Source organism: Zhongshania sp. (genome assembly GCF_041584495.1).
Taxonomy (GTDB): Bacteria; Pseudomonadota; Gammaproteobacteria; order Pseudomonadales; family Spongiibacteraceae; genus Spongiibacter.
This window is the reverse complement of the sequence record NZ_JBFHDY010000032.1, coordinates 17,983-31,131: the sequence shown is the minus strand read 5'-3', so window position 1 is coordinate 31,131 and position 13,149 is coordinate 17,983. Positions and strand designations below refer to the sequence as shown.

At 50.9% G+C, this 13,149-nt stretch carries 13 protein-coding genes; 3 read left to right on the top strand and 10 right to left on the bottom strand.

The features are described 5' to 3' along the window. On the top strand, positions 1-361 hold a 361-nt coding region (locus tag ABYP33_RS07810; protein WP_373090166.1), incomplete at its 5' end, for an endonuclease/exonuclease/phosphatase family protein. Between the two features lie 192 nt (positions 362-553). On the opposite strand, the gene ABYP33_RS07805 is transcribed toward ABYP33_RS07810, so the two are convergent. Next, positions 554-1,633 carry a 3-deoxy-7-phosphoheptulonate synthase gene (locus tag ABYP33_RS07805; protein ID WP_373090163.1) on the bottom strand — a complete coding sequence of 360 codons (1,080 nt, stop codon included), beginning with the start codon at positions 1,631-1,633 and terminating at the stop codon, positions 554-556. Positions 1,634-1,819: 186 nt separating this feature from the next. Between ABYP33_RS07805 and ABYP33_RS07800 the strand changes: the two genes are divergently transcribed. Continuing rightward, the gene (locus tag ABYP33_RS07800; RefSeq protein WP_373090160.1) at positions 1,820-2,050 is read left to right on the top strand and encodes a hypothetical protein; all 231 of its coding nucleotides are present in this window, start codon (positions 1,820-1,822) and stop codon (positions 2,048-2,050) included. Further along, positions 2,050-3,381: a 23S rRNA (uracil(1939)-C(5))-methyltransferase RlmD gene (gene rlmD / locus ABYP33_RS07795; protein ID WP_373090157.1), complete on the top strand. Its 1,332-nt coding sequence runs from the start codon at positions 2,050-2,052 to the stop codon at positions 3,379-3,381. Before ABYP33_RS07800 ends, rlmD begins: the two co-directional genes overlap by 1 nt. A 14-nt stretch (positions 3,382-3,395) precedes the next feature. Here rlmD and ABYP33_RS07790 read toward each other — a convergent pair whose 3' ends face one another. The 9 genes from ABYP33_RS07790 to ABYP33_RS07750 form a co-directional block, all read right to left on the bottom strand. Further along, entirely contained in the window at positions 3,396-3,872 is a 477-nt protein-coding gene (locus ABYP33_RS07790; protein WP_373090155.1) for a low molecular weight protein-tyrosine-phosphatase, read from the bottom strand. A gap of 58 nt (positions 3,873-3,930) precedes the next feature. Continuing rightward, positions 3,931-5,082, bottom strand: coding sequence for a methyltransferase (locus ABYP33_RS07785; protein ID WP_373090153.1), 1,152 nt, complete (start codon positions 5,080-5,082; stop codon positions 3,931-3,933). Positions 5,083-5,085: 3 nt separating this feature from the next. Beyond that, positions 5,086-5,979, bottom strand: coding sequence for a tyrosine-protein phosphatase (locus ABYP33_RS07780; protein WP_373090151.1), 894 nt, complete (start codon positions 5,977-5,979; stop codon positions 5,086-5,088). 7 nt (positions 5,980-5,986) lie between these two features. Beyond that, a complete protein-coding gene (locus tag ABYP33_RS07775; RefSeq protein ID WP_373090148.1) occupies positions 5,987-7,132 on the bottom strand; it encodes an AraC family transcriptional regulator ligand-binding domain-containing protein in 1,146 nt (381 codons plus the stop codon). Between the two features lie 127 nt (positions 7,133-7,259). After that, entirely contained in the window at positions 7,260-8,294 is a 1,035-nt protein-coding gene (locus tag ABYP33_RS07770) for an ABC transporter ATP-binding protein (protein ID WP_373090146.1), read from the bottom strand. Further along, on the bottom strand, positions 8,264-9,262 hold the full coding sequence (locus tag ABYP33_RS07765) for an ABC transporter ATP-binding protein (protein WP_373090144.1): 999 nt from the start codon (positions 9,260-9,262) through the stop codon (positions 8,264-8,266). Before ABYP33_RS07765 ends, ABYP33_RS07770 begins: the two co-directional genes overlap by 31 nt. Next, positions 9,259-11,061, bottom strand: a complete 1,803-nt coding sequence (locus tag ABYP33_RS07760) for an extracellular solute-binding protein (protein ID WP_373090142.1) — start codon at positions 11,059-11,061, stop codon at positions 9,259-9,261. The genes ABYP33_RS07765 and ABYP33_RS07760 overlap by 4 nt, the downstream gene beginning before the upstream one ends. Further along, complete coding sequence (locus ABYP33_RS07755; protein WP_373090140.1) at positions 11,054-12,106, bottom strand: ABC transporter permease; 1,053 nt, start codon at positions 12,104-12,106, stop codon at positions 11,054-11,056. The genes ABYP33_RS07760 and ABYP33_RS07755 overlap by 8 nt, the downstream gene beginning before the upstream one ends. Next, on the bottom strand, positions 12,103-13,134 hold the full coding sequence (locus ABYP33_RS07750) for an ABC transporter permease subunit (protein WP_373090138.1): 1,032 nt from the start codon (positions 13,132-13,134) through the stop codon (positions 12,103-12,105). The genes ABYP33_RS07755 and ABYP33_RS07750 overlap by 4 nt, the downstream gene beginning before the upstream one ends. Positions 13,135-13,149: the final 15 nt, after the last annotated feature.

The following is a 13,149-nucleotide window of genomic DNA, read 5'->3' as shown; positions in this document are numbered from 1 at the left end:
TTGCGTGCACATGGGCCTGCTGGGCTGGGAGCGCCATCAGCAATTTAATTTGCTCACTAAGTTGATAAGTGAAAAAGTCCCCGCAGATGCGCCACTGATTATTGCCGGTGATTTTAATGACTGGAGCGGCGCCCTGCATTTACGGTTTAAACATAGCTTAAAATTGCGAGAGGCCTCGCTGCAGGCCAATGGTAAACTCGCCAAAACCTTTCCTGCTAAACGGCCCATGTTGCGGCTAGATCGCATCTATTTTAGGGGGTTTCAGGCGCTCTCGGCTAAGCGCTTAAGCGGCGAACCATGGCGTTCCTTGTCGGATCACTGCGGGCTATACGCTGAACTCAAACTACATTTGCCGGTATAAAAACGCCAAAGCAGCTGATTGAAACTCGAATCAAAAAAAAGCCCCGATAAATCGGGGCATAAAAACCTTGAGCATCAAGGTGTAGAAGCAAGCTTCTTACGCGCAGATGCTTATCTTGGATCAATAAATTTTACGAAAAACAAAAAAAGCGCCCAAAGGCGCTTTTTCAAAGCCAGATTTGCTCGCTTAGGTTTAGCGTGCGCGTTTTGGCAGTACGTCTTTCAAGCGCTCGCGCATAGTGCGCAATGCGGTTTCGGTTTCGTCCCAGCCAATACAGCCATCGGTAACCGACACGCCGTAAGCGAGCTTCGACAGATCTTCAGGAATGCTTTGGTTGCCGGCGTTGATGTTGCTCTCAACCATCAAGCCAACAATTGAGGTATTGCCCTCAATTACTTGGTTAGCCACATTCTCAATAACCAACGGCTGCAATTGCGGCTGTTTGCTCGAGTTCGCATGACTGCAATCGACCATGATGTTGAGCGGAATACCGGCCTTGGCCAATTCTGCTTCGCATAATTTAATATGCACAGAATCGTAGTTGGGGCCTTGGCTGCCGCCGCGCAGTACGATATGGGTGTAGGCGTTGCCGGTGGTGTGAATAACCGCCACTTGGCCTTCGCCGTTAATGCCCAGAAAACGGTGGGGCTTAACTGCTGAGCCAATTGCATTAACAGCAACGGTTAGGCCGCCGTCGGTGCCGTTTTTAAAACCAACCGCAGAAGACAGGCCGCTGGCCATTTCGCGGTGAGTTTGCGACTCAGTGGTGCGCGCACCAATGGCTGACCATGCGATACAGTCCTGCAGGTATTGTGGCGAAATGGGGTCGAGGGCCTCGGTGGAGGTTGGTAGGCCCAGCTCGCTGATGTCGAGCAGCAGTTTACGACCGATGTGCAGACCTTCTTCAATTTTGAAAGTGTCGTTCAAATACGGGTCGTTGATTAAGCCTTTCCAGCCGACAGTGGTGCGAGGCTTCTCAAAATACACGCGCATAATAATAACGAGGGTGTCGCTGACTTCATCGGCTAGCGCTTTTAAGCGCTTGGCGTAATCCATGGCCGCGTTAACATCGTGGATAGAGCAGGGGCCAACCACCACAAACATGCGGTGATCTTTGCCGTCGAGAATATCCCGAACGGTGTCGCGGCCTTGCGTGACGATGGCTTTGGCGCGATCACTCATCGGCAGTGCAGCTTTTAAACGTGCAGGAGTAATCAGCACTTCCTGTGCGGTGACGTTTACGTTTTCAATTTTTTTTTCGATGTTAGACATAAGCCTTCCGGTTAGGCGGATAGTATAATTTTCGCTAAGCCGATCATTCTAACTGAAATGAGCGGTAATTGAATATCCACAGCGGCTTTGCCTAGGTAAAATACGGCTAAATTCAAGAGAATATTGTAAACGATGCGAAAATATAGCCAGGTCTTAATGCTAGGACTCTTGCCTTCAGCATTATTGATGTGCTCGTTAGCATTGCTAGCGGAAGAGGAAGTGGGACTGCCGGTGGTGAAACTATCGCCGCAAATTCGTAGCGGTGCGGTTGAGGCCCAAGCCTACACCGACTTAGCCTGTGAGGAGTTGGCTGGTGTAAACGCTGAGTCAGCAGCCCAGCAACGTGCTTTGGCAATTCGAAAACAACAGTGTCTGGAGCAATACCGACAGTTTATCCCCAATACAGGTTTGCGTTAATGAGTAAGCAGCGTCATCACATTAACACCTTTAAACCGACCAAAAAGCCCAAGCCTGCGATAGATACCGCCGTACTAAAATTGCATATCGACAGTTTGGCCGACGACGGCCGCGGCGTAGCCCGTCACGACAATAAGGTTGTTTTTGTTGGTGGTGGCTTGCCCACTGAAACCGTAGACGCCCAATACGTTCGCCGTCATAAACGCTATGACGAAGCTAAGTTGCTTGCAATATCTGCTCCGGCCGAGCAAAGAGTCGACGCGATTTGCCCAGTTTATCAGCGCTGCGGCGGTTGCCAGTTGCAGCACTTGAACTACCCCAGCCAAGTAAGCTTTAAGCAACAGCGTCTGCAGCGGGTTTTGGCGGCAGCGTTTGCGAATAGCGAGAGCGCTACCTTGCCTGCGGCAATCACCGGCTCAAAATTTGGCTATCGTCACCGCGCACGCCTTAGCTATCACAATGGCGTTTTGGGGTTTAAAGCTCAGGCCAGCCACAACTTAGTTGAAGTTGAGAACTGTCCCTTGTTAGCAGCGGAATTGAATGGGGTTTTAAACCAAAGCACCGCAGCCATCGCCGAGTTTTTGGGTGACAAAGCCACCGCAGAGGTGGTGTTAAGCCTGAGTGACGATGGCCGCGTTGCCCTAAAAATAAAGAAAGAAGGCTTTGTTGACGCAAAGCGCAGCGCGGTTTTGGCAGAGAAACTAGTCGCCCCCGCGTTTTTACACAGCATTGAAGGCAGCAAAGGCGCAGCGTGGCGGGGCGACAATGCACCATTAAGCTACCCCGTTAGCGAGGTGCTGTCGCTACCATTTCAGCCCAGCGATTTCACTCAGGTAAATATCGCGGTGAATCAACAAATGATTCAGCAGTGCATGGCATGGTTAAAGCCGGAGTCTGGCGAGCTTATCAGCGATTATTTTTGCGGCTTAGGTAATTTTAGTCTGGCCTTAGCCAGTGCCGGTGCCCGCGTTATTGGGGTTGATGTTGGCGAGGCCATGTTGCGACGCGCCAGCCAACAAGCGAAAGCACTGGGTTTAGCGATTGAATACTGCAACGCCGATTTGTTTGATGCAGAAAATATAGTTTTAGAAGCGACCAGCCACAAGGTGCTTCTCGACCCACCTCGCGCTGGCGCCAAGGCGCTGTGCGACGTGTTGGCGCAAAGCAAAACCGTGCAAACCATAGTTTACGTGTCTTGCGACCCAGCAACCTTGGCGCGAGATCTAGGGATATTGCAGGAGGGCGGTTTTGGGGTGGCGGATGCAGTGATGGCAGACATGTTTCCGCAAACCTATCACTTGGAAAGTTTGGTTTACCTGATTCGCGAGTAGCGCCGTCTCGGCTTTTAAATACCGTGGGCTTGCCTGATTGTGTCGAGCAAGCCTTTTGCCGCGACTTCAATTTGCTGGATTACGCGGTCAAAGCTGTGTTCGTCGTCGTAGGGGTCGGGTATCTGGCTATTCCCATTGTGCCCGCAGTAGTCCATTAGCAGCTTAATCTCACCGTCATAATCAGCTGGGGCACACGCTAAGACGTTGGTGAGGTTCATGCGATCCATGGCAACGACATAGCTGGCATGCTGGTAATCATGATCATCAATCTGACGGGCAATTTGCTGTGTTATGTCATAGCCGGCACGGCCCGCTGCTGCAATCGAGCGTGGATCTGGGGATTTGCCCAGGTTAAACGCCGCTGTACCACAGGAATCAACGCTGACTTTGTCAGCCAAGCCTGCCTCGAGCACGTATTTTTCAAACACGCCTTGGGCGGCGGGTGAGCGGCAGATATTGCCAAGGCAGACAAAAACAGCCTGGATCGGCATGCAAATCTCAGGCTTTGCTAGAAAGGCTCATTTAAGCACGCCAGCGAAGGGCGACGTATCACCCGTTTGACGGGCTTGTTTTTCGTGCCCGCAGCACCACGAATTTGCTGTCGGAGTTGATTGTTTCACAGTTACCGAACAGTTTTTTGAGTAATACGTGGTAGCCAAGGTGGCGATTGCCGACCACACACAATACGCCGCCTTCGGTCAAATGCTTGTGGCTGTCGCGAAACATCTGGCGGGCGATTTGGTCGCCAACATGATGGTCTTGATGAAAGGGCGGATTACAGAGAATTAAATCGAAGTCGTCACCTCTAAAAGCGTGAAGGCAGTCACTCGCACTAAATTGACTGCTGGAAGCGGCCGCAAGATCACCTAAGTTTTGCCTCACATTATGCTTTGCGCTGTCTACTGCCAAAAATGAATCGTCAAAGAAATGAAGCTGGGCGTCGGGCCATTGTCTGGCGGCGCTTATACCAAGAACACCATTGCCGCAGCCCAAGTCGGCGATATTGGCGGGGGTATCGAGCAGCGGCAGACTCGCAATCATGATTCGACTGCCGAGATCGAGCTTGTCCCGAGAAAATACATTTGCGCGATTGGCCAGCACAATATTGTGGTCTACTAATGAGATTGTTTTAGTGTCGGATTGCGGTGATTCGCTGATAATCTCGCCGTCCAAATGGATAAGGCGTGCCTTTTTTCTCGCTAAACTGGGTTTGGCCGTTGCAATATTTTTAGCAAAGGCGCTTACAATATTCTGGTCAATATGACGCGCCATCGCGGCGCCAATAAACTGGGCGCCATCCCGACAGAGTGGGGCAAGACATTGCAGCTGGTAGTTTAGTAAGGACCGACTTTTGGGAAGTCGATACAGTATTACATCGAATTTGCCGGTCGGTGGCGCAGTGGCAGGGATAAATTGCGGGGCAGGGCGCTTGTTGCTCGCGGCATTTTCGGCGCTACAGAGCTCGCTAATGGCGGAGTCTGCCCACAGTGTGCAGCTGTATTGTGCTAACGCGGTACTTAAACTACCAAAACTGTCGTTGACGATGAGGATTCTCGTGCTGTCAGCCAAGTTTAGCTCAGCGAGATAGTGGAGGAGATAGTCATCTGCTGCGTCCCACGCCTGCAGGGTTTCTCTGGGGCGAAACGGTCTGCGGAATAAGGTGAGTTCGCCATAGGCAGAATTAAATACGCGGGTTTCCATAGATTATATTCCGGCTGCGGGCTCTAGTAATAATTCACGAAGGCGGCCGCATTCAGCCTCGCCAAAGCCGAGACCGATTTCAACAAAACTGGCGAAATTGCCATAATGCTCATCAATACTTTTATAGGCCTCGTTCAAGAACCGCGACTGCACCTTAAACAGCACCCTGACAACATCTTCGTTAACTTGATGCATGGTTATTTCGTTTATGTGATGGACGATCCGCTCGATTCTTTCGCGAGTGAAGGTATTGGTGGCAAGATAGTCATTCATTACGTCGTCGGCGCTCACCCCAAGAATTCGCAATAGTAAGGCCGCAGCCAATCCGGTGCGGTCTTTTCCTGCGGTGCAGTGAAATACTTGTGGGTAGCTATTTTCGTCTAATAAGGAGTGCAGCCACTGCTTATACACAGGAGCAAAACGTTCGATCATCTCGCGATTGGCCTCAATTAAAAATTGGGCCATGTCTTCGGCGGTTACGTCTTCTTGCTGGAGCCGAGCGGTGACTTTCTCTATTTGGGCAGCATCGACGGTGATGGGCAGGGCATCGATGACAATACTGCTCGTGGCTAAGATGCTATGGGGCGACTCGCTGCGCTCTTCGTCTGAGCGAAAATCGACAATCTTGCGTAAGTTTAGGCGCTCAAGGTAGAGCTGATCTTGGTCAGATAGCCCCGAGATTTTGTCAGCGCGGTAGATCATGCCCCATTTCACGCATAGTCCTGTGGCGGATTTAAAACCGCCGAGTTCGCGGAAATTATGCATATTATCAAAGGGCAGTTTGCGCTGTTGTTCCCGCTCATGGTGGGCCTGTTCGGCGGGAATAAGGCGTTGTTCCGCCAATATTGATTCACCGTCAGCGGTGGGCAGGGCCCTTATTATTGCTATTGGATTCATAAAAGGATTAGGGACCTTCCGTAGGTGCCGAGTTCAAGCTGGTTGGCGATTGATTTTGATTTAGGGCGCTGGGTTGGCGACTGGCACGGTATTCCCCCGGGGTCATTCCCGTCCACTTTTTAAATGAGCGATGAAAGGCGCTCGGCTCATCAAAGCCGAGCAGGGCGGAGACCGCATTAATTTTTAATTCCGGTTGATTTAACCAACGGCAGGCGTGTTCTTTGCGCAGCTCATCTTTAAATTCTTGGTAGGTGGTGTCGAGGTCTTTTAAGCGCCGTCGCAGGGTGCGCACGGACATGTGTAACTGCTCAGCCATGGTAACAACGCTAGGGAATTCATGACTTAAATCTGTACCGATGATGCGCTTCATTTGCGATAGCAATGAGCTATCTTCGTCCTCTTGAGCAACCAAGAGATGATAGGGCGCATTGCGAAGGAATTTACGCAGGGACTCCTCAGTATGTATTAACGGGCAGTCGAGATTGTGCTCAGCGATCAAAAATGCGTTGTGCTCACTGCCGTAAAATATGTCGCAGCTAAACAATTGTTCAAAATAATTGTCTTTGTCAGGCCCCTGAATCTGCAAATAGACACCTAAAAGATCTAGCGGCTTGCCTATAAGCCATTGGCAAAACCGACGCCAAATTGCCATCATCCTGGCCGTGGTGTAACTGGCCTCTAATTCGGAGTGAAGCTGGCTGGTATCGACCAGCTCAGCACTTTGGGCAAAGCGGTAGATGGCGGTGCCATTATTGAGCCGTTCGACCGGACGCTTAGGGGTATTGTGCATGTCGCTTAGGCTGCGGCAAAAATTGATAAATTCCGATGCCCGTTGCAGTGCTTGCTCTAAGGTTTCACAGTGAATTACAAAAAGACAGAGCATTCTAAAGCTGCCCGCTGGTGTGCGCCTTTGTAGCCCTAGGCCGAACGATTCATCTTGTAATAGCCACATAACCCGATTGTAAATTTGGCTGTAATCGCGGCTGTCAATTAGGCTGTTTAAGTCGGCACCGGCGGCCATCGGGTTAAACGAGAGTTGCAGTGAGCGCAGCAGTTCCGCGCTGCTATACCCCTGAGCTTCAGCAACTTGGAGCATGCTGCGCGCATATTTAAGCGGTACGCGATCTTTATGGGGGGAATAACTGTTACGCACAAATAGCCTGCTAAAAGAGTGACGGTCTTGTTTACTCAGGATGGCAAGTTTACCGCGTATCACTGTAAAAATGGATTAAATATCCCCTGTGCTTGCGTTAGCACTGAGTTTAATCCGCAGATTCACTTCATGAGCGCTGCCGCGCGGCCGAGATTTCAGGCCAGAAGTGGCAGGCGGTAGAGTGCTGCTCGCCGTCATTGGTTTGTAATGTCGGGGCATCTTGTTCGCAGCGTGTTTGCCGATGTGGGCAGCGGGTGTGAAAACGGCAGCCCGAGGGCGGTGCAACAGGCGAGGGGAGATCGCCACTGATCTGCGCGTCAATGGGTGACGTTTCACCTAGTCGGGGAATCGACGCTAACAGGCCTTGGGTGTAGGGGTGTCTTGGCTGGCTATAGATGGATTCGGCATCGGCGATTTCGACTATTTGACCTAAGTACATTACCGCAATGCGGTCACTCATGTGTCGCACTACCGCTAGATCGTGGGAAATAAAAATGATACTGAGTTTAAGTTTTTGCTGAATATCCATGAGCAGATTCAGAATTTGCGCCTGAACCGAGACATCGAGCGCGGATACCGCTTCGTCGCAGATTAAAACCTTGGGCTCCAGCGCAATGGCCCGAGCAATGCCAATGCGCTGGCGTTGGCCACCGGAAAATTCATGGGGGTATTTATTGGCTGCGTTTGGCGGCAGGCCAACCATTGCCAGCAATTCCGCCACCCGTTGACGACGGCTTTCGCGATCGCCAAGTTTGTGGATAATGAGTGGTTCTTCAAGAATTACCTCAACGGTGTGGCGACTGTTTAAGGACTCAAAGGGATCCTGAAAAATCATTTGTAGGGCGCGGCGATAGTCACGCATTGCGCGATCTGGGAGGCCTGCTATATCGGTCTTACGATAGCGGACAGAGCCAGCGGTGGGCTTATGCAAATTCAATAGCGCCTTGGCGAGACTGCTTTTGCCGCAACCAGATTCACCCACTAAACCGAGAGTTTCGCCTTCATACAGTTTAAAGCTGACACCGTCTACGGCGCGCAGATAAGTGCGTGAGGGACGGAATAGCCCGCCGCCCTGGCCAAAGTGCAGTTGCAGATCATTTACTGTAAGAATTGCCTTGCCGTTGTTTACGCTCATGGCGAGATGCTTCTCCATAAATGGCATGCGACGCTTACTTCCTCTCGGGTATCGGCCCGTTTTGTGATGACTTCGTTAGCCGGGGGCGTTTGACAAATGTCTTGGGCATAGCGACAGCGGTTGGCGAACCGACAACCCGCAGGCATATTGTCGATTGCGGGGACTTGCCCCTCTAAACTGTGCAGCCGTGATTTGGGCGGATGACCCGCCCCCGGCAGCGAGGCCAGCAAGCCTTGGGTATAGGGGTGGCGTGCCTGGCTAAATATCTGCGCTGCGGCCCCGTATTCAACTATTTTACCCGCGTACATCACCGCTATGTGGTCGCTAAGCTGGGATACCAGCGCTAGGTCATGGGTAATAAAAAGCATGGCCATGCCATTTTTTGCTTGGAGTTTTTTCAATAATCTGACGATTTGGGCCTGTATCGTCACGTCGAGCGCGGTGGTTGGCTCATCGGCGATGAGTAGCTCTGGCTCGCAGGCCAGTGCCATGGCGATCATGACCCGCTGACGCATGCCGCCAGACAATTGATGGGGGTAGGCATTGAGCCGCTCTGCCGGCGCCGGAATGCCGACCTCCGTCAATAACTCTAAAACCCGGGCGCGGTGAATTGCGTTGGACTGCTTGGGGAAATGCAATTTCAGCACTTCCATAAGTTGACGGCCAATTTGCTGTACTGGATTCAGGGCACTCATGGGGTCCTGAAATATAACCGCAATTTTGTGACCGCGAATCTGGCGTAAAGCTTTATTGCTTAATTGACTTAAGTCATCGCCTTTGAAAAGTATTTTACCACCGCTGCGCAAAGCTTGCGGCTTGGGCAGTAAATCGAGTATTGCCATTGCGGTAAGACTCTTACCACAACCAGATTCGCCAACGAGCCCCATTGTTTGACCGGAGGCAATCGCGAAAGAGATTGCGCTAACCAATTCGCGCTGTATGCCATCGTCACCGCGAATCGCGACGCTCAATTGTTCAACCGATAGCAAACTCATGGTGCGATTACCCACGTTTTGTCCACTATGATTTCAGGGGGCAGGGAGTCGCCGTCGTCTTTAGCCTTTAGGATGTCCCGTCGGGCTTGTTTATCTATCCAAAACAAACCGCCACTGCCGCCCAGTGGATCAAACAATGAATCACTCGTGCGAGTCCCGTGAGCTGGCGGTAATTTTAGCCAGCGCCAATACGCCTCGCGGGTATAGGGGACTTTGAAGGTTGGGATAAACGAACCCTGATCGTGGATCATCTGCTCAAGCTCATGAGCAAGCTTAACGCGCTCGGCTTTATCGGTGCCCTTGCGATAGGCCATGATTTTGGCGTCCATGAGGGGGTTGTCAGTGTTCGTGACATTATTGGTCTGAGATATATGGGCGTTATCAGAATGGTAAAACTCCCAGTATCGTGGCGACAGTCCGCCACCAGACCAGCCCATCCATGCAGCCTGATGTTTATTTTCCATTATTTGCTTGAAGGCCGCCGACGGGTCGAGTAGCTGCAGTTTAAACTCGACCCCAGCCTTGAGCGCCTCTTGACTCAAGATCACCAGGCGGTCGTTGTGGCCGCTATTGTAATAGGTGATGCGAATACTCAGCGGCTGTCCGTCTTTAACACGTATGCCGTCTTTATTGCGCGTGTCCCAACCGGCTTTATCAAGGTATTCACCGGCTTTTTTTAGATCAAATTCGCGGGCGCGAATTCTGGTGTTGGTGTAGTCGCCATAGCCCTCGTGAGCGCTTTGTAGTCTTTCGTAGTCACCATGTAATACGGTATTGATCACTTTATCGACATTGAGTGCATGGGCAATACCGTAGCGCACATTGATGTCGTCGAGCGGCCGCGCATCTTCGTTCAGAAACAGCCCGCTGATTGGCTGTGGCACATCATTGTAAAACTTGATTTTGCTGACATAGCCCTTTTCGTAGATATCGCCTTGCGCCTTTTTATGCCAAAAGCGGGGCATCAGCAGGGGAAAGTTATCTAGCTCGCCTTTGCGAAAATACTGGTAGGCAATATTAATGTCGCGAATAAGTTTTACTCGCAAATGATCGGGGTTGTAACGGTGTTTGAAATAGCGTTTATCGTTTGCCCACCAGTCCTTTTTGCGGCTAAATTCAACGTACTTTCCTTTACGAATCTCACTGATAATATAGGGGCCAGTGTTCGGCTCTATACGCCAGTTGTAATCCCTAACCCAATTTTCATCTAGGGTGTGAAAGTGCTTCGGCACGGGAGACACGCTGTACTCAAATAGCATTTCATCCTGGGGCTTGGCCACTGAACCTTCAATACCAATGGTGTAGTCGTCATATTTGACAAGATCGCTTATGACCTCGCTGAAATAATTGTTATACCACGGTGCTAAAATAAATTTCGAGCGCATAAACGCTAGGCCGAAAACGTAATCGTCAGCAGTGACCGGCTTGCCGTCCGACCACCGAGCGTCGGGGTCTAAACGAAAATAGATGCTGTGGCCGTCGTCGCCAAACGCCCAGTGAGTAGCGAGTTCGGGTAGCGGGTTTAAGGTGTTGGGGTGTATGCCCACAAGGCTCAGATTATTGGCGCGCATATAGCTGGCAAAACTGCCATTAGAATCTGGCCCCACCAACCTCAGTGTTAATGGGAAGGTGGTGACAAAGGTACGGTATCGGCCGCCGGGTTTGGCGCGGGGGTCTGCAAATATCGGGTCGCTCAGATTGCTTTGCCACTTTAGCCCGTCGGGTAGTGCACTTGGTAATGCCTGTACAAGGGGTGTGTTAATAACAACTAAAAGCAGTAGGAATACAAATTTATTCATAGTAGCTAAATTGCCTTGGGTCATAGGCATCGCGAATGGCTTCGCCGATATAGGCGACCAGCATTAAAATAACCGTCATGGCGATAACGACCGAGCCGACTAACCACATTGACTCCAAATTCTCGGTGCCTTGTTTGAGCAGTTCACCCCAGCTTGACACCGGCGGTGGCAAGCCAAAGCCGAGATAGTCCAATGCGGTGAGCGAGGTGATGCCCGAGGCAACAGAGAAGGGGATAAAGGTGACCAAGGTCGATACGCTATTGGGTAAAATGTGACGAAAAACAATTCGACTGCCAGAGGCACCGATTGCCCTAGCCGCCATTACATAGTCACGTGCGACTTCTTTATAGGTGGCGGTTCGCATATACCAGGTCATTGCGGTCCAGCCAAAAAAGGCCATGATAAATAGCAGGCTCCAGAAACTGGGCGTAATAATTGAGGCCACAATCATAATGACATACAGAAAGGGAATGTTTGACCAAATTTCAATTATGCGTTGAAAGATCAAGTCAAAGGCGCCGCCCCAAAAGCCCATTAAACAGCCTATGGCCACGCCAATCGCGTAATTAAACACCAAAAGTAGTAGGGAAAAGACAATGGCCGTGCGGAAGCCGTAAAGCAGACGAGCAGCAACATCGCGGCCGCTGGTGTCGGTGCCCAGATAATGTCCGGTGCTTAAAGAGGGGGCATGGGGTGGAAAATCGCCAGCAATTAAATCCGTTTCCAAGGGGCTATATGGAATCAGCGGCATTAGCACCCAGCCATTGCCGCTCTCGCTGAGTTGATTTTGCAGCTCCCGGTAGTTCACTTCGTAACTGTAATCTAAGCCGAATTCCTTACCGCTGCGAACATCGCCGAATGTGGGGAAATACCATTGACTTTCATAGACCACCAGTAATGCCCGATTACCGGCAATAAGCTCGGCACCAAAGCTGCCCAACGTTAAGGCGAGAAGAATCAAAGTAGAGTAAAAGCCACGTTTGGACTGCCGAAAGCGCTGCCAGCGCTTTTTGGCAACTGGGTTGCGCAGGGTAAAAATGCTCATGTGCTACTCCCTCCGCCAAAGCGAATGCGGGGGTCGACCAATGCAACGCAAATATCGGAGAGGATATTGCCCAGCAGATAAAGAAGCGAAGAGATAACCAGAATACCCATCACAATTGGGTAGTCCCGCTCAACAATGGCTTCGTAACCCAGTAAGCCAATACCGTCGATATTGAAAATGGTTTCTATCAAAAATGAGCCGCCCAAGAGCAATGAAATATTGTTGCCAAAGGAGGTTGCGACGGGAATTAAGCTATTGCGCAGCGCATGGCCTCTGACACTGGCGCTGCGACTGAGGCCTTTGGCTGCGGCAGTGCGCATATAGTCAGCTGACAAGTTATCCATTAAGGCGTTTTTCATCATAAGTGTGGTAACTGCAAAGCTGCCCGCTAAATAGGCGATCAACGGCAGTGCTGCATGATGAAAAATGTCGCCCGCTTTGGCAAGCGGCGAAAGCTCATCATAGTCGTCGCTAATAAATCCGCCGAGGGGAAACCAATCCCAGTATCCCGCAAATAAAGAAATGAGCGCGATACCAATCACATAGCTGGGTAGGGCGTAGCCCAAAAACACAAGCGCCGATGACCAGCTATCTAGCGCGCTGCCGTGATACATGCCCTTGGCGAGCCCCAGGGGTATACAGACTAAGTACGTGAGCACGAGGGTGCATACGCCATAGAATACTGAGACCGGAAATCGCTCTTTTATTATTTGCCACACCGGGTCTTGGTAGCGGGTAGAGGTGCCTAGATCAAACTGTACAACTTGTTTAAGCCAGCGCACATAGCTGCTGAGCATGGGTTGGTCAAAACCGTAGTAGTGTTTTAATTCAGCAAGCTGCCCGTCAGAGAGAGTGCCACCGCCTTGGCTGCGCTGCAATGATCCGGTTTCTCCACCAAGTTGCGCCTGAATCATTAATTGTTCAATAGGCCCACCAGGAACTAACCGGGTGATTGCGAATACCAATAAGGTAATGCCAATAAAGGTGGGAATAATTAATAAAAAACGGCGAACGAAATAGCCTGTCATAAATGCAGCAAAAAC

What these genes read in the sequence shown, in the direction of transcription:
- ABYP33_RS07805 (WP_373090163.1), bottom strand. Translation starts at nt 1,633, where the DNA reads ATGTCTAACATCGAAAAAAAAATTGAAAACGTAAACGTCACCGCACAG.
- ABYP33_RS07800 (WP_373090160.1), top strand. Translation starts at nt 1,820, where the DNA reads ATGTGCTCGTTAGCATTGCTAGCGGAAGAGGAAGTGGGACTGCCGGTG.
- rlmD (WP_373090157.1), top strand. Translation starts at nt 2,050, where the DNA reads ATGAGTAAGCAGCGTCATCACATTAACACCTTTAAACCGACCAAAAAG.
- ABYP33_RS07790 (WP_373090155.1), bottom strand. Translation starts at nt 3,872, where the DNA reads ATGCCGATCCAGGCTGTTTTTGTCTGCCTTGGCAATATCTGCCGCTCA.
- ABYP33_RS07785 (WP_373090153.1), bottom strand. Translation starts at nt 5,082, where the DNA reads ATGGAAACCCGCGTATTTAATTCTGCCTATGGCGAACTCACCTTATTC.
- ABYP33_RS07780 (WP_373090151.1), bottom strand. Translation starts at nt 5,979, where the DNA reads ATGAATCCAATAGCAATAATAAGGGCCCTGCCCACCGCTGACGGTGAA.
- ABYP33_RS07770 (WP_373090146.1), bottom strand. Translation starts at nt 8,294, where the DNA reads ATGCCATTTATGGAGAAGCATCTCGCCATGAGCGTAAACAACGGCAAG.
- ABYP33_RS07765 (WP_373090144.1), bottom strand. Translation starts at nt 9,262, where the DNA reads ATGAGTTTGCTATCGGTTGAACAATTGAGCGTCGCGATTCGCGGTGAC.
- ABYP33_RS07760 (WP_373090142.1), bottom strand. Translation starts at nt 11,061, where the DNA reads ATGAATAAATTTGTATTCCTACTGCTTTTAGTTGTTATTAACACACCC.
- ABYP33_RS07755 (WP_373090140.1), bottom strand. Translation starts at nt 12,106, where the DNA reads ATGAGCATTTTTACCCTGCGCAACCCAGTTGCCAAAAAGCGCTGGCAG.
- ABYP33_RS07750 (WP_373090138.1), bottom strand. Translation starts at nt 13,134, where the DNA reads ATGACAGGCTATTTCGTTCGCCGTTTTTTATTAATTATTCCCACCTTT.